The 894-nt window shown below is 68.2% G+C and carries 1 protein-coding gene; it reads left to right on the forward strand.

What is annotated here, in order from left to right; all coding sequences use genetic code 11:
* The coding region (locus DMH01_RS42270; RefSeq protein WP_199745847.1) for an ABC transporter permease subunit at positions 1–769 on the forward strand (769 nt) is incomplete at its 5' end.
* Positions 770–894 lie beyond the last annotated feature (125 nt).

Consider the following 894-nt stretch of genomic DNA (forward strand, 5'->3'; position numbering starts at 1 on the left):
GCAGGGGCTGGGTGCCGGCGCGCTGCTGCCGCTCTCGCTGGCGCTGGTGATGGAGATGTTCCCGCCCGGACGCAACGGCGCCCGGGTGCAGGGCGCGCTCGGCGGCGTGATGGCGTTGACGTACCTGGCCGGGCCGTTTCTGGGCGGGCTGTTCACCGACCACGCGAGCTGGCGGTGGGCCTTCTACGTGAACGTGCCGCTCGGGATCGTGCTGATCGCGATCGTGGTGCTGCGGCTGCGCCACGGGTTCTGGTGGTTCCTGCTGATCTTCGGCGGGACCGTGTTCCCGTCGCAGATGTTGCTCGTGCCGCTCTTCGTCGGCTTCAGCGACGCCGGCCTGTACGACACCAGGATCGGCATGATCCTCATCTACACCGGGATCAACGTGCCGCTGGCCGCGTTCGTGTTGCGCAACTTCTACACCGGCGTCGCGTTCTCGATCTTCGAGGCGGCCCGCATGGACGGCGCGTCCACGTGGCGCATCTTCTGGCGCGTCTACCTGCCGATCTCGCTCAGCGCGCTGACGGCGGTGTTCATCCTTGAGTTCACCTTCATCTGGAACGACCTCATCTTCGGCCTGACGCTGACGCAGACCGAGAGCGTGCGGCCGGTCATGACCGCACTGGCGGGGCTGATGACCGACGTCTACGCCGGCACCCCGGTCCCCGTCGGCCTGGCGGCGGGCCTGGTGGTCTCGCTGCCGACGGTCGTGTTGTTCCTGGCAACCCAGCGCCTCTTCGCACGGGGCCTGTCCCTAGGGAGTGTTTGAATGACGAGCCGGTTGCTGCAGCGGAGCCTGGGTAGCCCCGACTACGACGGGATCAGGCAGGCGCTGCGCAACGACACCTCGACACCGGTGATCAGCGCGCGCGGGCTGGAGGTGCGGGTCGCGGT

This window comes from Amycolatopsis sp. WAC 04182, assembly GCF_003947465.1.
GTDB lineage: Bacteria > Actinomycetota > Actinomycetes > Mycobacteriales > Pseudonocardiaceae > Amycolatopsis.